This window comes from Exiguobacterium sp. UBA3491 (assembly GCF_002377745.1).
Lineage (GTDB): Bacteria > Bacillota > Bacilli > Exiguobacteriales > Exiguobacteriaceae > Exiguobacterium_A.
In genome coordinates, this window is the sequence record NZ_DFQK01000009.1 from 76,648 (window position 1) to 90,223 (window position 13,576).

Genomic DNA, 13,576 nt, shown 5'->3' on the forward strand with positions numbered 1-13,576 from the left:
CATCAGGTAAATGTTTTTACAATTGTCAACTCGCTTGTATATCCGAGTAAATTTTAAACATTGGTACGACGACTGCGATGACGATGACACCAACGATTGCGGCTAAGACAACGATCAGCAACGGTTCAATGATGGACTTCAATCGATCTGTCGTCGTTTCGACCTCCGTCTCGTAGAAGTTCGCGACTTCCGTCAGCATCGTATCAAGACGTCCTGACTCTTCCCCGATCGCAATCATCTGCGTGATGAGAGGTGGAAAATATTTGTTTTTCTCAAGTGGTTCGTGCATCGGAATGCCACGTGCCATCGCTTCATTGGCGCCCGCAATCCCTTTCCGGATGATCCGATTCGTGACGATTCGCTCCGTGATGTCGAGTGAGGCTAAAATTGGGACGGAAGCATTAAGCAGGACGGACAGCCCCCGGGTCATCAAGGCAATCTGCGACTTTTGGATCAGGGGACCAAAAACTGGAATAATTAATAAAAAGCGATCGAAAAATAGTCGTTGGCGTTCGTTTTTTAAATTAAAGTACAGTAATCCAATTAATCCAAAAGCAATTAACAACATGACCCACCAGTACGCGACGAAGAAATCCGATACGGCGACGACGAGCTTCGTGATCAAAGGCAACTCACTACCGAGCTGATCAAAGATCGATGCAAACGTCGGTACGACGTTCATCATTAAGAAGACGACGACCCCAACGGCAACGAGTGAAACAACCGCTGGGTAGATCAATGCCGAGATGACTTTCCTTTTGATTTCATATTGTTTTTCAAGCTGGGTGACGATGTTATCAAGTGCTTCCTCGAGATTCCCACTTGCCTCTCCCGCCATCGCCATACTGACGAAGAATGTATCAAAGACTCGTGGATGTTTTTCAATCGCTTGCGAAAACTGAATCCCACTTCGTAAGTCATCTTCGACCTCAACGAGTGCCCGTTCGAGTGGTTTCGACTCCGTCTGCTTCCGCAGAATTTCCGTCGCCTTGACGATTGAGACACCAGACCTGACGAGTGTCGCGAACTGACGCGCATACATGACGAGATGTTCAATTTTCGGTTTTGCACTGAGAAACGTAATCTCGGTGTTCAATCCTTTTGACTCTTGTTTTTGAAGCGAAGTCACAGCAATCTGATCCGTCCGCAACCGTTCTGCGGCTTCTCGTTTCGTAAGTGCTGTAATCTTGCCTTTCTTTCGTTTGCCGGCCATCGTCCGACCTTCATAAATGAATACTGCCATGTGTTCACCCCGATATGTACGGTGATGCAGCAGAAGCCGGAATCAATCCCCGACTGACGAGATCCTGCAATGCCATCTGCATCGTCTGCATGCCGTATTGTTTACCCGTCTGCAGGACGGATTGAATCTGATATTCCTTACCGGTCCGAATCAAGTTCGAGACAGCTGGTGTATCGACCATGATCTCAAGGGCAGCGACGCGTCCTGTGCCGTCTGCACGCGGCATCAAGCGTTGCGAGATGACACCCGCAAGGACGTTCGCCAGTTGAGCTCGAATCTGATCTTGTTGCTCTGACGGGAAAACATCGATGATTCGGCTGACTGTTGAGGCAGCCGTCGACGTATGGACCGTTGCAAAGACGAGGTGACCCGTCTCCGCTGCCGTCACGGCGGTCGCAATCGTCTCAAGGTCCCGCATCTCACCGAGCAAAATGACATCTGGATCTTGACGGAGCGCTGAACGTAAGCCGGTTGCAAAGCGCGGCGCATCGATCCCGATTTCTCGCTGATCGATTAGGCTTTTATGATGACTATGTAAGTATTCAATCGGATCTTCGAGCGTAATGATCCGTTTATACATCGTCTGATTGATTTCATTAATCATCGCTGCAAGCGTCGTCGATTTCCCGGAACCCGTCGGACCCGTCACGAGAATCAACCCGTGTGGTTTCGTTAAGAATCGTTTTAAGACAGGCGGAAGCGCCAGTTGTTCAAGTGTCGGTACTTCTGTCGGAATCGTCCGAAACGCCATTGACAAAGCGCCCCGTTGATAAAAACAATTGACCCGGTACCGGGCAACACCGGTCACACCGAATGAAAAGTCGATGTCTCGGTCCTGTTTCAGCTGTTGGTACATCTCTTCTGTAATCAAAGACCTGACAAATCCATCAATGATGATCGGTTTCATCTTTTCTGTCCCAAACGGTGTCAACGTTCCGTTGATTCGAAAGACGGGTGGTGATCCCGCCGTCAAGTGAACATCGGACGCTCCTCGTTCTTTCGACGAACGTAAGATATCTTCGATTTGTGCTCGTTCCATCGTACTATTCATTCTGAAATCACCGTCCGTAAAATCTCTTCTGTCGTCGTGATCCCTTCTGCGACCTTTGATAGACCATCTGCAAGCAGGAATCGTTGTCCTTGCTCCTTAACGTACGCTGTGATGTCACTTTCCGTCGATTGATTCATGATCATCCGGCGTAACACTTCATCAATCATGATGACCTCTTGAATCGCAACCCGTCCACGGTACCCCGTCATATTACAAGACGAGCAACCACGTCCACGCATGACCGTCGTCGCTTCGATTCCTTCTTGATCAAATAACTCTTGTTCTCGTTTCGAAATCGGATGGACTTCGCCACAATCACGGCAGACACGGCGAACAAGTCGTTGTGCAATCAATCCACTGACAGAAGCAGCAACAAGGAACGGTTCGACCCCCATGTCAATCAATCGCGTGATCGAACTAACGGCAGAGTTCGTGTGTAAAGTCGAAAGAACCAAGTGTCCTGTTAGCGAAGCACGAATCGAAATCTCAGCCGTCTCGATGTCGCGAATCTCCCCGACCATGACGACGTTCGGATCCTGACGAAGAATCGAGCGAAGACCACTCGCAAACGTCAACCCAATCTTCGCGTTGACTTGAACTTGGTTGATTCCATCGACTTGATACTCGACCGGATCTTCAACAGTGATGATGTTGCGTGACTCGTCATTCAACTCATTTAACGCGGCATACAACGTCGATGATTTCCCGGACCCAGTCGGACCGGTGATCAAGATGATGCCGTTCGGGCGCTTCAGCATCTCCCGGAACTGTGATTCATTCCGCGAACTAAAACCGATTTTTGAAATCGAGATGTTCGAGTTCGAGCTGTCAAGAATCCGGATAACGACCTTCTCACCGTAAACAGTTGGCAAGGTCGAGACACGGAAATCATATGGTAATCCGTTAAAGACATATTTAATCCGTCCATCCTGTGGCAAGCGTGACTCAGTGATATCAAGTTCACTCATGACTTTGATCCGGGTCGTCAGAATGCTTTGGATCTGCTTCGGATAATTGTTCTCCGTTCGTAGTTCTCCATCAATCCGAATCCGGATCGTCATCGACGTTTCCTGCGGATCCATATGAATATCGGATGCACGCTGAGCAATCGCGTTCTCTAGAATTTGATTGACGAGCCGGATGATGGGTGCATCTTCGCGTGTCACGACATCACGGGATTGATCCGACTCCATCATGTCATCGGATTCGAGTAGCTCCCGTAACGACGAATCAATGTCGTAGTATTTCAGAATCGTTCGTCTGATTTCGTCACGCGTCGCGATTCCGACATCAATGGATAGACCGGTCTGCATCCGCAAATCATCGATCGCGATCAAATCCATCGGATCCGCCATAGCTATGAATAAACGATTTCCTTCCCGGTAAACTGGAACGAGTGTATGTCGCTGTGCGAGGTCTTTTGAAATCAGTTTCGTGACGGCGACGTCAACTGGATAGTTGTACAACTGGATGATTGGAATCTTCAATTGATGATGCAGTGCCTCTAGTAATTGTTGTTCCGTCAAGTGACCAAGTCGAAGCAGTGCATCCCCGAGTTTTTCGGTCGATCGTTTGACCGTCAACGCCTCTTCGACTTGTTGCTCCGTCACGAGGCTTTCTTCGATCAACATTTCCCCTAAACGTTTTCGTTTCATTGCCATTTAACGTGTCATCCTTCCGCGTGCCATGTTTCTTCTTCCTCTAACACATCCGGTTTTTGATGTTTTTCATCAACTACACTTGTCACGACTGCGGTCAACAGACATAAGACGACAATCCCGGCGAGAACGAGTGGGTTCGTGATCCAGTCGAGTTGAATACTGAAATAGATCAACGTCACGATCAAGATCGCCGCAACGGATAAAATCGCTTTTGTCGTCACAGTCGTCACGTAAGGGATCGTCACCGCAAACATCAGACCGCAGATGATTGTCGCTAGACCGATGATGATACCTAGTTCAATTGCTATCGTCGTCCAGTTCATCTTGTTTCCTCCTTCTTATCCGACAGGTTCTCCTGTTGTTTCACCTTCTACTGGTGAAGCAGGATCACCCGTTTCGTTACTATCAGGTGTATCAGGTGACGTCGGACTTGTCGGAGACGTTGGTGTATCCGGCGTCTCGACGCCATCTGTCTGCGGTTCATCCGTCGTTTGATTGTCTGTATCATCTGTTTTCGTTGAATCATTGGAATCATTCGTATCCGTAGAATCATCAGAGTTCGTGTCATCTTCCGGTTCAGGTACGACGACAGGTGCTTGTTCTTCTTGACTACTCTTTGTGACGATTGCCGGGATGGCGCTGTAGAAATCAAGAGACAATAACTGCTTCTTCTCACCTTGAGCCGTCTTCGTCACGCGATAGACTTCAATCGATTTCCCTTCTTCTCCCGCTTGTGTATCGCTCGTCGTTCCTGCCGTAAGCGTTGCAGAATAACGTGTGATCGTCCGGAATGGAATCGTTTTTTCGCCTTCAAGAACGGTCGTGACCGTTTCCTTGAACGGTGTGCCTCGCAATTCAAGCGTGACATCGCTCCCGTTTTGGGTCGCAATGACACGATAGATGGATGCTTGTGTATTACGAACAGCAAAATCTGTTTTCTCATCAATTTTGACGTCATATCCTAGTGTGACGCCGTCTGGTAATGCCGCATGCGGCATCCGTTCGACGATTTCAAATGGTGTCTTTGCGAACAGTTCGTATAGCTTGCTACCGACATACGATCCTGCGACTGCATCCATGCCGTACGTCTTGACATTCATCAATTGTCCCGGCTTGATTTCGACATTCATCATTGCCGTGATCATCTGTTCTTCAGCAGCAGAACGTGTCGAGAATGAAACCGTCGAGACGACCTCCCCTGTTGGATCGACTGCAGCTTCTGATTGAGCAGGATCAAAGTTTCCTTCCTGTAACGTTTTGCTCGTATCGATTAACCAGGTTTTAAAGGCAACGAGTTGCTCATCCGAGTAACTGATTGGCTGTGTCGCTAGAAAATTCTCTAGCGCTGCCTCGTCTACTGCAACCATCAAGTCTCCGCCTTTTTTCAAAGAAGCTTTTTTGACAGAATCAGCGGCGTTGATCGTCACGACTTCTGTTGGAATCGGTGTCGTCTCTTCTCCCGTTCCAGTCGTCAGCGGCGTTTTCTTCGTCCACTCCGTAATCGCTTTCTCAACTTTCGATTGTGCTTCCTTTCGATCCATGCCACTGACTGGAACCGATCCAATCCGTGCCGTCTCAGAAAACGTCGTAGGTGCCGTTGCTTTACCGGTAAAGGAAATCAAGGCAAACGATGGTACGTAAATCAAGGCTACTAGTACTAGTAGCAAAAGTGTATGTATAGCAAAACGCTTCGGATTAATCATCATCTGTTTCCTTTCTGTATGAATTTAATCATTTCAGGTGCCTAGTATTTCCATTATAATGAATATTATGATGAAACATAAGTCCTATCCTGACAAATCCTTTCATGATCTGTGAATAGGTGCTGTTTTTGATTTTCTAGAAAAATCATTTAGGATCTTTCATCCTCATCTATCATGAAGTAGAGGTGAATCCATGCAACGCGAGCAAGGCGGTTTTTCGCTAATCGAAGTATTAGTCAGTATTACGATCTTATCTATCATATCGGTCTCTCTGATCAGCATTTTTTCTCAGTCACTAGCTGCCTCACGCGACAGTACGGAGTTGACGTTCGCGAATTATCTGGCAAAAAACGCAACCTCTTATATCAAGCGAGAAGCTTTAGAAGCGACAAGTGACGAACCCTTCGCCTTCAGTTCTTTATCAAAACAAGCAGACAAAGCTACTTATCTGAATGGAAAATATGTCATTCCAGAGCCCACGTCTCCTTCTTGTGAACTATCGGCTATTTGTTCATCAATCTTTACTAATCCTGAAATCAATAACATTGACTTTGAAGTCAAATACAGTGTGACACCTCGGAAACTCGAAGGAGTCGTTAATCCGAATCTTCTTGACCTCCATGTATTCGTCTACATAGAAGGAACTACTGAACCGATTACATCATTGAAAGGATCGATTACGAATGCGACGCTCAATCAAAGTTTTCCGACAACAAAATGACGGCTTCTCGCTCGTCGAACTACTCGTCGCCATCGTCATCGCCTCGATTTTCAGTGCTGTCATCCTGACTGTGTTCATCTCTGGTACGAAAAGCTTTCGGGCAACAGGAATCATCAGTGAACTGCGTAGTGAAGCTGATAGCCGCGTCGGTATCATATTAAATGAAATCGGTGGATTTGATGCAATTCGGATCGATGAAGCAAAACAGCTATCGTTTTATAAAAGAACACTCCCTGTCTTGAACGCCGATACTGGGTTACTTGAGCGTGCCAGTGGATTCGAACCTTTTAACGCAACAGAAGAAGCATCTGCTTCAGAGAAAGAAGCGACACCCGTTCGTTATACGTTCGCAGAACAAACATTGGACAGCACCGAACTAACGTATGAATCAGCGACACAGTCAATCGACGACCAAACTGAATTACTACAGACGTTCAAGTTATCGAGTCCGGAGTATCAAACCATTACATCAGGAATGTATCCGGGTCGCTACGTCATTCACGGTATTTTAACGATTACAACTACAATTCAATCGACAGATCAAGAGGAAGTTCAGACCTTCACGAGTACGATTGGATTTTAACTCAGAAAGGAACACGGTATGCGTAAATCCGAACAAGGCTATACATTACTTTTCGTTCTTGTGACTTTAACCGTCCTGTCTGTCCTCGCCGTTGCGACGATTGGCATCAGTTTACAGTCAACTCGCCTAACCGAAATCCGCGAGACGGATATCGATGTCGAGACGACGACACAAAATGATCTTGATTTAGCAGTCGCCTCCCTCCAGAATATCGTCTCTAAGACGACTGGGACTTCACCAACGACTTCTTCTCAGGCATTGTTTGAGAATATCGATAATTCTATCGTTTTACCCTTAAAAACAATCGTTCCGAACGTGACCGTCAAGCTGAATGAAACCGCATCGAACGTTCGTGTCAAAGCGCTTGATTTAACAGCGACAGTCTCAAAACAAAAAGGTGATCAGCCGGCAATCAAAAAAACGTATCGACAACGTGTCTATTTGTCTGCGATTCCTAGTTTTTTGTACTATACGTTAGGTTCAGATGATCAAGTCATCTTAAATGGTGCTCCCTTGATCGAAGGTAATATTTTTTCTCGCAACGCCCTGCAAGCAACTGCGACCCCGATATTTAAATACAACGACGAGGATGGAATCTTCACTAATACTAAAGCACTTCCCTACATCGCAGGTCAGGTACGCGTTTTCCAAGAGAAGACTCAGCCATTATTGAAGTGTAGGGATTACCTCGTGTGTGATAAAACGATTTTTGATCCGAAAGGTGCAACGGAGCTAGTATCAACGAAAGAAACACTCGTTCCGTTCGATTTTGACTATGCGTTGAACGATTTCTTGAAATTACCAGTGAATACGCCTCTTACACAAGTCGCGTCTACATTAAAAAATTCCTCGATTCCACAATCTATATTAACGGGACCTTTTTTAACGGAACTTGATACGAAGCGACAAATGATCAGTCCAGCATTGAATACAGACAATACTGTGACATTGACAGATGATCTTGTTCAAGAAACACTCGAACCTTTAATCATTAACGGCAACTTAACGATCTCTTCCTTGAATCCTTTGACCCAGCCGCTCGAGATCAAACGTCCTCTCGTCGTTCTTGGCAACTTACTGATTCGAGGAAATGTTGGATTTGCAACGACGATTTATGCGACCGGAACAAGTCGTCTGGATGACGCAAACATTCAAGGGCTGACTTCAACAGCTAAACAAAATACATTGATTTTACTCAGCAAAGGAAATCTTGTCATTAACCGCGTCAATAAATTTTCGACGCCCCAAACAACTACACCTGATTTAAATGCGTTTCTGTATAGTGACGACAATCAAAAAAATACGATTTACTCTGTAGGTTCGACGATGAATGTACGCGGTGGCATTTTTACGAAGGGTAATCTAGAAGTCAACGCCTATCGTGGAAAATTGGACTTACCTGAAAATGCGTTTCCTGCAAACGTAAAAGAACTCGAAAAACTGATGGTCGCTAACAAATCCTCTGACTTTGAAGCATCCCGTCTACGAATGGCGTATGATGCGACAGTATTAAAAAATCCAACAGCCTTACTTCCACTCAATCGAGCTGTCCAATTGTATGTCGAAACACCAAAACGCGTTCAACCGTAACACATATAAAAAAGAGTCATTCGCTTGCGACGAATGACTCTTTTTTGACTAGAATTTTGTTGCACGGTATTGCTTAGCGAGCTTTTTCACCTTTTTGCTTTCTACCGTTGCACCGTTCTGTTCTAACATGGCGTACAAATCTTTTCGATTTTGTTTGACCGTTTCATAGACCGGTTTCTCTTTCCCACGATTCGAATCAGCTCCTGCTTCTAACAACAGTTCAATCGCTGCCTCATTTTGATCCAGTGTCGCATAAAAGAGTGGTGTATGACCAAAGTCATCGATGCGATTGAGCTCTTTTTTAGACGCTTTTTTTATCAAAAGAGCATACGCATCAATCGATCGATTCACACTCGTTGCCACATGAAGAACCGACTGACCTTGCGCATTCAGTTGACTGATTTTTGCACCTTCTGCCAACCATTCAGCGACCGTGCTACGCGGCGCAAATTGCGCCGCATAAAACCAGTTCGCTTTATTTTTTACGGTCTGCTCATCAAGAAGGAGGTTTGCTTTGTCAAAAGCGAGTGTTTCCTGGAAGCGACGAATGTAACGATCCTTCTTCTTTGTTGATAAAGAAGCATCTTTTAATGCGTTCGCAAGTTGTTCTGGTTTTTCTGAACGCAGTCCTTGTTCCAGTGCTGCTTGTTGATTTGATTTCGTAACATATATCGCCCCCCCGATTCCAATAATGATTAAAATCAAGAGGACGACAATGATTCGTCTGCGTTTCATAGATAGCGTCCCCACTTCTTAATAAACATCTCCATCCAAGTCTGACGTTCCTGCTTCAGAACTAATCGTTACCTTGAATGTCGTCGTTAGTGGTGTTTTTTGATTGTCTTTCATGACTTCGAGCACATCTTTGTTTTCTTTTAATACTGTAACTTTAATGCGTGCCACACCTGGACGAAGTGGTTGTAGCGCTTGTCCTGTCGGATCAATTTTGACGTATTCCTTACCCTGAAGCACTTCTAAGCGATAGAAGCGTTCTGTCGTCGTCACTGGGAACCAGCGCAGAATCGGTGATTTTTTATCATCCTTCATCGTCATCGCGATATCATCGGCTGTCAGATTAAGTGGGTTCTCACGTACTCGTACAAGCGTCTTCGCGACTGTATCCGGGAAATCAGTTAACTTCAACAACGCTTCGACCGGTCCGTTTGGTGTGCCGACTTTACCCGTGATCGTATAACCCGATGCTGTCTGTTTCAATTCAATTGCATTACTAGCAGTTGAAGTCGTAAATGGTAACGGATAGTTCGGATTGAACGTCGCCGTTACATCTTGATTCGATCCAACCCACAGTTCCAGATTACTTGGGGAAACGGATAATTCCGGCAACTTCACTTGAATCGTATACGTCGTTGATTGGGCAAGATAAGTCGAGCTTCCAGCTGTCGCAGGTACGACCGCTTTGACCGTGACTGTGCCTGGTGTCTTTCCTGTCAACTCCAACGTATTCTTAGTTAAACCATTTGTCGTAACCCGCGAATCATTCGTTATGATCCACTGAATCGGCGTGTTGCTTCCCGAAACCATCGAAGCGATTCCTGTCATTGATTTTGTTTCGCCAATATATAACGTATCTGGCACGTTGCGGACGATGAGTCCTCCGAACACATCATTGATGACGAGTTCAGAAGTCGCCGTCAACTCTTTACCGTTTCCGACTGGTACGACGAGTTTAATCTGTGTCGTCCCGACTTTTTTCGGCTTGATGACACCAGCTTCATCGATGGATGCGATTTCTGAATCTACGATTGACCATTTTAACGTGCCGTACTGACTACCTATAGGACTGATTTCTGGTAAAACTTTATATGATGGTGTTGTGATATCCATCTTAACGGACGGAATTTTCGCACTTGTCGCATAGGATGGTGTTAGTGCATAACCAATCGTCGGAAAAGCTTGTGGATCATTGGTGACAGTTGTTGATTTATCTTTTCCGTTCTTTTTATCTCGGTAGACGTTTTTCGTCGATGTCAGCGTATTGTCTTTTTTATCAAGTACATGAACTCCTGCATTATCTTTGGCACGTACTTTGACAGTGAATGTTACTTCTGATTGATCTGCGATCCATTCCCCTTTATGAACACCTGAAATCGCCTCATCGTATTCGATATCCGGGAGTCTCCCTTTAATCGTCTGTCCTGTAATATTCGCTCCAGTCAGACCAGTCGTTGATAAGATTTCAAGATTACTTGGGAATTGTTCGTTGAACAGGATATTTTCCATCGTCACCGAGAATTGTCCCATGATGTATCCGTTGTTACCAATGGCATCCTTTTGCATCATCGGAGACGTTTTGACGGTGTAGGTGATATCCGCTGTTTCCCCTTTTGGAATCGTAGCTGGGTCAATCGAGCGTGAAAGGACGAAAGGCATAGACGCAGCTGGACGAACGACTTGAACGGTCCGCGTCTCAATTGTTTTGGCACCTCGTTGATCTTCTGCTTCAATCCGGATCGTCACACTCGTCTTCCCTTTGAGCTTTGAATCGAACGATTGACTGACGAACGAGTTGTTTTTCAACTTATTGTTTTCAAAGACTTTCTCATCATCAATATAGATACGTGTCTTCAACTCACGATCTTGTAGGTCGTAGTCGTTGACTTGATACGAGATCGTCAACGGTTCGTTCTCGAGATAACTTGATTTATCCGTTAGTAAGATGTTCTTTATTAAAGGTTTATGGTTCGCACCAATGAACGCGCGGTACATCGTGTTTGAGAATAGTTCTTTTTCTTGTTGTTGATTAAAGCTCGAAGTATGTCCTGCTCCGGAATACGTAACGTTTCCTTTGGTATACATATAATAGTGGTTGCGCGCATCACCAATTGTTCTTCCGGCAGCCTGATTCGAACTACTAAGGTTGTTTTCCCGGATGTTATACCATGGAATCAAATCCGGTTGTTCAAGATCCAGACCAAAATATTGATTGTGTGTCGTTGCGATAGCAACCGTATCAGCTAAGGCAAATGGATAGGAAGTCATGACGCCCGCATTTTGTTTGACGGCTTGACCTGATGTTCGAGGTGCCGCGTAACCCATGTTTGTAAAGTTCTTTTGACCTGCGAGATCTACAAACTTTGTTTCCCAGAATAGCTCTGGTTTGCTGGATTGTGCCGGTCTAAAGATCGTATCATGTGTCAGCATCAATCCTTGCCCTGTATTCGTGAAGTTAAGAATAGCATCTGATGCAGGATCACTGAGTGAAGCTGCACCATACGAATCCTGAAAACCGAAGATCAGCATATCATAGGATGTATTTATATTTTTACTGGCATACGCTTTATTAAACGTGTCCGCAGAAATGACTTCTACATTGAAGTCATATAACCCATCTTGTTTTAGTAAAGTTCCTGAGTTCATAAAACCGTTGATTGAACCGGTCGTTCCAGAACGCGTGACTTGTAAAATTTTCGCTTTAACTTCTTGGTCCTGCATTAAAAAGCTTCCCATCTTATAATCCGTCAGCCCATCTTCACTTACGAGTCGAATCATCCAATTCCGTGGTCCCGTATAGCTCGGTGCATCAAAGCGATACGATACTGAACCAGAAACTGTAGCTACTTTCTCGTCGACTTTCTCTGACTCATCGAATTGGTCATTACTATTAAAGTCAATATACAACTGGACACGTGTATTAGCTGTAGTTTGATCAAGCGTAAAATTAAAATCAATTGGTTTATCTGGTGAAGCCGGTGCTGCTTTATCTACCGATGTTAACGATTGACCAGCTTGCGAAACCGCTACTTTGCTCAAACGAGGTCGCTCGATTTTTTCAGATTTTAGTCGGAGGACGACTTGTTTCGAATCCGTGTAGGCAATCGCAGCACCAGATGTCATGCTTTGCTTAAAAATCGAAGTGAAATTACTCGTTGCATGTGTCAGCACATCAGAGTGCAAAAAGACCGGCAGTCCTTTTTGAATATAGTTCGTCAGAATCTCATTTGCTTTTAATTTCGTAATGTCATTTTCTAATCTACTTGTATTATGCTGTTTCGAAGTATCAGAAACTTTTACAGCATAACGGTCTAATCCTGTAAAAACAGACGGATCAAAAACAATCGCATCAAACGCTCCATCTAATGGAAAACGGGACGCATTTAACTCTTTGACCGTCATCATCTTGACATCATATTGACTAGTACTCAACTCTTTTAATAGTGACAATGACGCAATTGTCGTTTCCGGATCAATCCGATTCGTCGTCGACCATTCATCACGTATTTCTAAAATCTTAAACTTTTCACCCGTTGCGGCTTTAGAATGTGGCTCCTGTATATACGTAAAACTTGAAAAAATCAGTAAGGTAGCTAAGGCTAGACGGATCCACTGCTTCATCATTTATCGTCTCCTCATCGTGTCATCAAAATATGGGACTATACTCCCCCATTTCATTATAACGAGAGAATCAGGATTTTCCCTTTTTTGTAAAAATGGAAGCGTAATAATGACGCACTTCACTGATGAAATAGAGTGATCCCGTCACGACATATGTCCGGTCCATCTCTAATTGATTGAAGAACGCTTCGACCGTCGTTACATTGGCGCCTTCTTGCTCTAACTCCTCTATCGTCCGCGCTCGCGGAAAATTAAATGTCGTCTCATAAATATCTGGTGTAATACTACGTAACTGCGTTAGCATCGCCGTCCGGTCTTTGTCACGCAAAATCGAACAGAGCAACGTCACGGGCTTTGATTCCTCTTTTAAGCGTTCAACCAGTGCCGTGATGCCTTCCGGGTTATGGGCACCATCGAGAATGATTCGTGGTTTGCGCGAGATGATCTCAAACCGTCCCGGATGTTTTGCCTCCCGTAATCCTTTTCGGATTGCCGCCTTCGACCAGCCGAGTCGCCGCGCACAAATGACGGCGTTCGCCGCATTATGGACTTGATGATGGCCTTCAAGACCTAAGCGCGTCTCTGGTATTCCATCATATGTCGCCCAGGTCCCCGTCTCTTTTAAGCGGTAACGGATGATGGCTTCCTGACTCCATTTCAACGTTGCATAC

At 45.2% G+C, this 13,576-nt stretch carries 11 protein-coding genes; 3 read left to right on the forward strand and 8 right to left on the reverse strand.

Going from position 1 to position 13,576, the window contains the following annotated elements; all coding sequences use genetic code 11:
• Positions 1 to 25: 25 nt before the first annotated feature.
• Genes B4F99_RS01975 through B4F99_RS01995 form a run of 5 tightly spaced genes read right to left on the reverse strand, consistent with a single transcriptional unit; the run spans position 26 to position 5,658 of the window.
• Entirely contained in the window at positions 26 to 1,243 is a 1,218-nt protein-coding gene (locus B4F99_RS01975; RefSeq protein ID WP_290754991.1) for a type II secretion system F family protein, read from the reverse strand.
• Positions 1,244 to 1,247: 4 nt separating this feature from the next.
• Positions 1,248 to 2,282 (reverse strand): type IV pilus twitching motility protein PilT, encoded by a 1,035-nt coding sequence (locus tag B4F99_RS01980; protein ID WP_290754993.1) that lies wholly within the window; start codon positions 2,280 to 2,282, stop codon positions 1,248 to 1,250.
• Positions 2,283 to 2,290: 8 nt separating this feature from the next.
• Positions 2,291 to 3,955: a GspE/PulE family protein gene (locus B4F99_RS01985; protein WP_214853019.1), complete on the reverse strand. Its 1,665-nt coding sequence runs from the start codon at positions 3,953 to 3,955 to the stop codon at positions 2,291 to 2,293.
• 8 nt (positions 3,956 to 3,963) lie between these two features.
• Positions 3,964 to 4,278: a hypothetical protein gene (locus tag B4F99_RS01990; RefSeq protein ID WP_214853017.1), complete on the reverse strand. Its 315-nt coding sequence runs from the start codon at positions 4,276 to 4,278 to the stop codon at positions 3,964 to 3,966.
• Positions 4,279 to 4,293: 15 nt separating this feature from the next.
• Complete coding sequence (locus tag B4F99_RS01995) at positions 4,294 to 5,658, reverse strand: G5 domain-containing protein (protein WP_290754997.1); 1,365 nt, start codon at positions 5,656 to 5,658, stop codon at positions 4,294 to 4,296.
• Positions 5,659 to 5,851: 193 nt separating this feature from the next.
• Between B4F99_RS01995 and B4F99_RS02000 the strand changes: the two genes are divergently transcribed.
• Genes B4F99_RS02000 through B4F99_RS02010 form a run of 3 tightly spaced genes read left to right on the forward strand, consistent with a single transcriptional unit; the run spans position 5,852 to position 8,552 of the window.
• Positions 5,852 to 6,379 (forward strand): prepilin-type N-terminal cleavage/methylation domain-containing protein, encoded by a 528-nt coding sequence (locus B4F99_RS02000; RefSeq protein WP_214853014.1) that lies wholly within the window; start codon positions 5,852 to 5,854, stop codon positions 6,377 to 6,379.
• Positions 6,342 to 6,962 carry a prepilin-type N-terminal cleavage/methylation domain-containing protein gene (locus B4F99_RS02005; protein WP_290755001.1) on the forward strand — a complete coding sequence of 207 codons (621 nt, stop codon included), beginning with the start codon at positions 6,342 to 6,344 and terminating at the stop codon, positions 6,960 to 6,962. The genes B4F99_RS02000 and B4F99_RS02005 overlap by 38 nt, the downstream gene beginning before the upstream one ends.
• An 18-nt stretch (positions 6,963 to 6,980) precedes the next feature.
• Positions 6,981 to 8,552 (forward strand): type IV pilus modification PilV family protein, encoded by a 1,572-nt coding sequence (locus B4F99_RS02010; RefSeq protein WP_214853009.1) that lies wholly within the window; start codon positions 6,981 to 6,983, stop codon positions 8,550 to 8,552.
• A 48-nt stretch (positions 8,553 to 8,600) separates the two neighbouring features.
• On the opposite strand, the gene B4F99_RS02015 is transcribed toward B4F99_RS02010, so the two are convergent.
• From B4F99_RS02015 to B4F99_RS02025, 3 genes are all read right to left on the reverse strand, one after another.
• On the reverse strand, positions 8,601 to 9,287 hold the full coding sequence (locus B4F99_RS02015; RefSeq protein WP_290755003.1) for an ankyrin repeat domain-containing protein: 687 nt from the start codon (positions 9,285 to 9,287) through the stop codon (positions 8,601 to 8,603).
• Positions 9,288 to 9,305: 18 nt separating this feature from the next.
• Entirely contained in the window at positions 9,306 to 12,905 is a 3,600-nt protein-coding gene (locus tag B4F99_RS02020; protein ID WP_290755005.1) for a DUF5057 domain-containing protein, read from the reverse strand.
• 70 nt (positions 12,906 to 12,975) lie between these two features.
• On the reverse strand, positions 12,976 to 13,576 hold a 601-nt coding region (locus B4F99_RS02025), incomplete at its 5' end, for a glutamate ligase domain-containing protein (protein ID WP_290755007.1).

Bases quoted from the DNA above. Each gene is read 5' to 3' on its own strand.
- B4F99_RS02000 (WP_214853014.1), top strand. From the start codon at position 5,852: ATGCAACGCGAGCAAGGCGGTTTTTCGCTAATCGAAGTATTAGTCAGT.
- B4F99_RS01975 (WP_290754991.1), bottom strand. From the start codon at position 1,243: ATGGCAGTATTCATTTATGAAGGTCGGACGATGGCCGGCAAACGAAAG.
- B4F99_RS01995 (WP_290754997.1), bottom strand. From the start codon at position 5,658: ATGATTAATCCGAAGCGTTTTGCTATACATACACTTTTGCTACTAGTA.
- B4F99_RS01985 (WP_214853019.1), bottom strand. From the start codon at position 3,955: ATGGCAATGAAACGAAAACGTTTAGGGGAAATGTTGATCGAAGAAAGC.
- B4F99_RS01980 (WP_290754993.1), bottom strand. From the start codon at position 2,282: ATGGAACGAGCACAAATCGAAGATATCTTACGTTCGTCGAAAGAACGA.
- B4F99_RS02005 (WP_290755001.1), top strand. From the start codon at position 6,342: ATGCGACGCTCAATCAAAGTTTTCCGACAACAAAATGACGGCTTCTCG.
- B4F99_RS02010 (WP_214853009.1), top strand. From the start codon at position 6,981: ATGCGTAAATCCGAACAAGGCTATACATTACTTTTCGTTCTTGTGACT.
- B4F99_RS02015 (WP_290755003.1), bottom strand. From the start codon at position 9,287: ATGAAACGCAGACGAATCATTGTCGTCCTCTTGATTTTAATCATTATT.
- B4F99_RS02020 (WP_290755005.1), bottom strand. From the start codon at position 12,905: ATGAAGCAGTGGATCCGTCTAGCCTTAGCTACCTTACTGATTTTTTCA.
- B4F99_RS01990 (WP_214853017.1), bottom strand. From the start codon at position 4,278: ATGAACTGGACGACGATAGCAATTGAACTAGGTATCATCATCGGTCTA.